Consider the following 565-nt stretch of genomic DNA (forward strand, 5'->3'; position numbering starts at 1 on the left):
TTTAATATAACTTAAAATCCACCTTCTTTGAAGGTGGTTATGTACATTAGGCTATGCCTGAAACCCTTAACTTTGAGTGATGAGTAATTTCAAAAAGTTGAGTCATGTTCTATATCGATGTGATTATCACATTGTATGGACGCCAAAATACAGGTTTAAAGTTTTGTCAGGCTTGGTGAAGCAGTTGCTAGATCATGACATAGTTATGCTTTTGGAATGGCAGGGCTGTGAGAAAAAGGAGCTTAATATTCAAATTGATCACATCCATCTAGTGGTGAGCGTACCTCCGAAAGTTTCTATATCGAAATTGATGGGTATATTAAAAGGAAAGACAGCCATTAAGATATTCAAGAGTTATCCTCAGTTGAAACAGAAGCCTTACTGGGGGAATCATTTTTGGTCAAGAGGCTATTGTGTTGATACCATTGGTCTTGATGAAGAAAAGATAAGAAAGTATGTTCAATATCAAGAGAAACAAGAAAAAGTAGAAGAACAGCAGAAGTTGGATTTTGGCCCCTTATAGGGGCTTTTCAAGTCCACCTTCTTAGAGGGTGGATTCTTTAAT

At 36.6% G+C, this 565-nt stretch carries 1 protein-coding gene; it reads left to right on the top strand.

What is annotated here, in order from left to right; genetic code table 11:
• The first annotated feature begins 79 nt into the window (after window positions 1–79).
• Window positions 80–523, top strand: a complete 444-nt coding sequence (gene tnpA, locus AAOP42_RS00015; RefSeq protein ID WP_349526401.1) for an IS200/IS605 family transposase — start codon at window positions 80–82, stop codon at window positions 521–523.
• Window positions 524–565 lie beyond the last annotated feature (42 nt).

The sequence above is a fragment of the Reichenbachiella sp. MALMAid0571 genome (genome assembly GCF_040151475.1).
GTDB lineage: Bacteria > Bacteroidota > Bacteroidia > Cytophagales > Cyclobacteriaceae > CAXBNB01.

Coding starts and splice junctions, on each gene's coding strand:
- tnpA (WP_349526401.1), top strand. CDS start 80: ATGAGTAATTTCAAAAAGTTGAGTCATGTTCTATATCGATGTGATTAT.